The sequence below is a fragment of the Acidovorax sp. KPB24-07 genome (genome assembly GCF_057543315.1).
This window is the reverse complement of the sequence record NZ_BAAJYS010000341.1, coordinates 1-3,570: the sequence shown is the minus strand read 5'-3', so window position 1 is coordinate 3,570 and position 3,570 is coordinate 1. Positions and strand designations below refer to the sequence as shown.

Annotated in this window: 5 protein-coding genes and 1 pseudogene; 1 reads left to right on the top strand and 5 read right to left on the bottom strand. The window is 68.2% G+C overall.

The annotated features are described in order from the left end of the window. Together AC27IQ_RS20535 and AC27IQ_RS20530 are read right to left on the bottom strand one after the other, a co-directional pair. Nucleotides 1-117 (bottom strand): annotated as a pseudogene (locus AC27IQ_RS20535) (anti-sigma factor); the annotation flags it as partial. Between the two features lie 9 nt (nt 118-126). Then, a complete protein-coding gene (locus AC27IQ_RS20530) occupies nt 127-702 on the bottom strand; it encodes an RNA polymerase sigma factor (protein WP_272564487.1) in 576 nt (191 codons plus the stop codon). Nucleotides 703-878: 176 nt separating this feature from the next. Here AC27IQ_RS20530 and AC27IQ_RS20525 point away from each other — a divergent pair, with 176 nt between their 5' ends. Continuing rightward, nucleotides 879-1,055 (top strand): hypothetical protein, encoded by a 177-nt coding sequence (locus AC27IQ_RS20525; RefSeq protein ID WP_487090596.1) that lies wholly within the window; start codon nt 879-881, stop codon nt 1,053-1,055. A gap of 28 nt (nt 1,056-1,083) precedes the next feature. On the opposite strand, the gene AC27IQ_RS20520 is transcribed toward AC27IQ_RS20525, so the two are convergent. From AC27IQ_RS20520 to AC27IQ_RS20510, 3 genes are all read right to left on the bottom strand, one after another. Beyond that, on the bottom strand, nt 1,084-1,818 hold the full coding sequence (locus AC27IQ_RS20520) for an MlaA family lipoprotein (protein WP_487090595.1): 735 nt from the start codon (nt 1,816-1,818) through the stop codon (nt 1,084-1,086). Between the two features lie 138 nt (nt 1,819-1,956). After that, nucleotides 1,957-3,363, bottom strand: coding sequence for a sensor histidine kinase (locus AC27IQ_RS20515; RefSeq protein ID WP_487090594.1), 1,407 nt, complete (start codon nt 3,361-3,363; stop codon nt 1,957-1,959). Continuing rightward, the coding region (locus AC27IQ_RS20510) for a helix-turn-helix domain-containing protein (RefSeq protein ID WP_487090593.1) at nt 3,332-3,570 on the bottom strand (239 nt) is incomplete at its 5' end. The genes AC27IQ_RS20515 and AC27IQ_RS20510, both read right to left, overlap by 32 nt.

Genomic DNA, 3,570 nt, shown 5'->3' with positions numbered 1-3,570 from the left:
GCCGGCATGCTCGCGCGCCAGGGTCTCGAAGCGGCGCCGCGCACCGCCGCGCAGCGTGCCCAGCGCATAGGCGGCCGCCAGGCGGTCCAGCAGTTCAGGGGATTGCGAAAGATTCATGGCAGCACCTCACGCGTAGCGCGACAGGCAGTCGCGCAACTGACCCAGGCCCCGGCGGATCCACGTCTTGACCGTCCCCAGCGGCAGCTTCAGCTGCTCGGCCAGCTCGCCGTGGCTCAGGTCGCGCAGGTACGCCAGGCTGACCACTTCGCGGTGGCGGTGCTCCAGGCGGCCCAGGCATTGGTGCAGCGCGGTCGCCTGCTCGCTGGCCTGCGCGATGTCCGCCGGCGAGGGCTGATCCGCCTGCAATGTCTGCGCCAGCTCGTCATCGAACTCCTGCGTGAGCTGCGCCCGGTCGGCCGTGCGCCGGCGCAGAAAGTCCAGCGCCCGGCTGCGCACGATCAGGCCCATCCACGCCATCGGCGGGCTCAGGGTTTCGCGGTAGCTGCCCGCCACGCGCCAGATGGTGAGGTAGGCCTCCTGCAGCACGTCCTCCGCCCACTCGCGGTTGCGCAGCACGCGCAGGGCCACGCCGAACAGGCGCGACGACGTGTGGTCGTACAGGCGCTTGAGGGCGGCATCGTCGCGTCCCGCGACCTGGTCAATGAGGGCCATCAGTTGGGTGTCCGTGAGGGAGGTGCTCATGCACGCATTGTGTGAGAAAAATTGCGGTCTCAGCCATGCAGCGGAATACGGTGGGTGTGGGCTGGCGGATACAAAGCCCTCTTTGGGACAAGGACTCTGAATCCGATCGGCCACGGCCGGCGTATGAAAGACACCTGCGGCGCGCAGCCCTCTTTCCCGACCCACCAGGAGACAGCATGCGAGACAACCGATCCAAGGCCCTTCCCCTCGGCGACCTGCGTTCCATGAAGCGCCGCGCCATCTTCGCTGCCGGCGTGCTGCTGCTGGCGGCTGGCGCGTTCTATGCCGGCAAGAGCGCGGTGGCGCAGGAACTGCCAGCCGCGGGCGCGGCCGTGCAGGCGGTGACCGGCTGATCGCCCGGCGCCCGCAGGGGTTGCCTCGCTAGCGGTCAGCCGCAGCCCCGCCCTGCCAGGAGTCGCTGGACTCTTCCATGGCCACCTGGGTGAGGGCATCCTTCGCCTGGGCGGCGCGGTTGCGCTTTTTCAGATGGGCGTCGCGCATCAGCAGATACTTGTCCAGGGCCACCTGGTCCACCAGTTCGCTGGCCCCCAGATGGTGGGCGCGCTGGCTGACCACCTGGACGGCGGTCAGGCTGTTCTTCACAGAGACGCTGGAGATCTGGTTCTTCGGGTTGCCGAGGCCATCCACCTGCGACGCGAACACGTCCCTCGCATTGGACGGGCCGAAGAGCGGCATCACCAGATAAGGCCCCGTTCCCACGCCCCAGGTGTCCAGGGTCAGCCCGAAATCCTCCTTGCGGTGGGGCATGCCCCAGCCGCTGGCCACGTCCACCAGGCCGAGGGCGCCCACCGTGGTGTTGGTGCCGAAGCGCGCCAGGGTCGTCATGCCCTCGCCCACCCGTCCCTGCAGCATGAGGTTGACCGACGACCACGGGTTCTGCCAATTGGAAAAGAAGTTGCTCACGCCCGTCTGGGCCACTTCAGGAACCACGGTTTTGTAGGCCTTGGCGGCCGGCTGCAGGACGACCTGGTCCACGCCTTCGTTCAAGGAAAAGATCTTGCGGTTGACGGGCTCCAGCGGATCCGGCTGCGCGAGGGAGGCGCATCCGGTGCTGAGAATGGCCAAGGCGCAGAGGGCATACCGGACATTCGGCATGCGGTGGTTCCAAGGTGCTGCGGGGTGCAGGCGAGAGGGCATTCGTACCTCCGGTGAGAGTGGGTGATGGGGACCTGAGGGATGGGATGCATCGCATCCCACGGCCGCCATGGTCACCGCGCCTGCATTGCTGAATCCTTACTGGCCGGGGCCGGGCGCCGACGCGTGTGTCACGCGCACTTCCAGCCCCACCGCGCCGTTGCGCGCTTCGATGGTCCAGCCATGGGCGGCGACGATCTCCTGGCAGATCGACAGGCCCAGCCCGGCCCCTTCGTCGCGCCGGGACGCACCCCGCCAAAAGCGCTCGAAGAGTTTGCCCAGGTGCTCCGGCGCCACCCCCGGTCCTTCGTCGGACACCACAAATCCGCGGCCATGCACCTGCAGCCGCACCACGCGGTGCGGCGGGCTGTGCTGGATGGCGTTTTCCAGCAGGTTCTTGAGCAGGGTGAACAGCGCGCCCCGGTCGGCATCCCAGGGCCCCACGCCCTCGTCAAAGAGCAGCGCGATCTGCACCTGGCTGCGCTCGGCCACGCGGTCCATGAAATCGCTGGCCTCCAGGATCGCGGAGCGCGGGTCGCACCGCTCGATCCGGTAGTTGCGCTGCTCGCTGGCCTCGGCCAGGTGGAGCAGCTGCTGCACTTGGCGCGCCATGCGGTCGATGTCCTGGAGCAGGTAGCGGCTGTGCCCGCTGCCGCCGTCCTTGCCACCGCTGTGGCCGCCCAGTTCCACCTGCGCGCGGATCAGCGACAGCGGGGTCTTCAATTCATGCGCGGCATTCGCCAGGAACTCCTGCTGCGTCTGAAACCCCAGCTGCACGCGGTCCAGCGCCCGGTTGAAGGCATCGACCAGCGGCACCAGTTCGCTGGGCAGATCGCCCAGCGCCAGCCGGTCGCCCAGGGACTGCGGCGTGATGCGCTGCGCCTGCAGCGATGCGATGCGCAGCGGCTTGAGCACCCGGCGCAGCGTCAGGTGCATGGCGATCACGAAAATCACGAGGAACGTGAGGCAGGTGGCCACGATGCCCTTGCGCAGCGCCGGCAACCCGATGCTGTGCTGCAGCAGCAAAACGATGCGGTCGCTGATGGCGAACTGCACATACCACAGCCGGTCGGGCCGCTGCAGGGGCACCGTGGCGGCATGCATCGCCACGCCATCGCGCTGCAGCGCGAAGCCCTTTCGCTGCGGATCGAACCCCACACCCTCGGGCGCCAGCGGAAATGTCTTTCCGTCGGTGGTGTAGAACACCGCGCCGTGCGGGTCGACGATGCGCAGCACCACCTCTTCGCTCAGGCTGGCGAAGGGCCATTCGTCGATGTGGGACCGGTCGGATCCCAGGGGCAGGCCGGCGCCGTCGAAGCGGATGATCCTGGCGATCGACTCGGCCCGCTCGATCACGCTGTGCTGCAGCATGTACCGCTCCAGCGGTTCGAGCAGCACCATGACGACGGCCATGACCAGCCCGCCGCTCAGCAGCATGCCGGCCACGTACACCAGCAGCAGGCGCCCGCGAAAGCTACGGGGCCAGTGGTTTTTCGCGGACGGCATATCCATGGGTCCTGATGTTGGCGATCTGAACGCTTGACCCCACGGCCACGAGCTTGCGTCGCAGCCGGTGCAGCGCCACGTCCAGCGCGTTCGGCGTGACGGCCTCGGCGATGCCCCAGGCGGCGGCCTCCAGCTCCGACCGGCGCACCACCTGGCCAGCCTTGCGCAGCAGGCACAGCATGATCTGCACTTCGGTGAGCGGCAGCG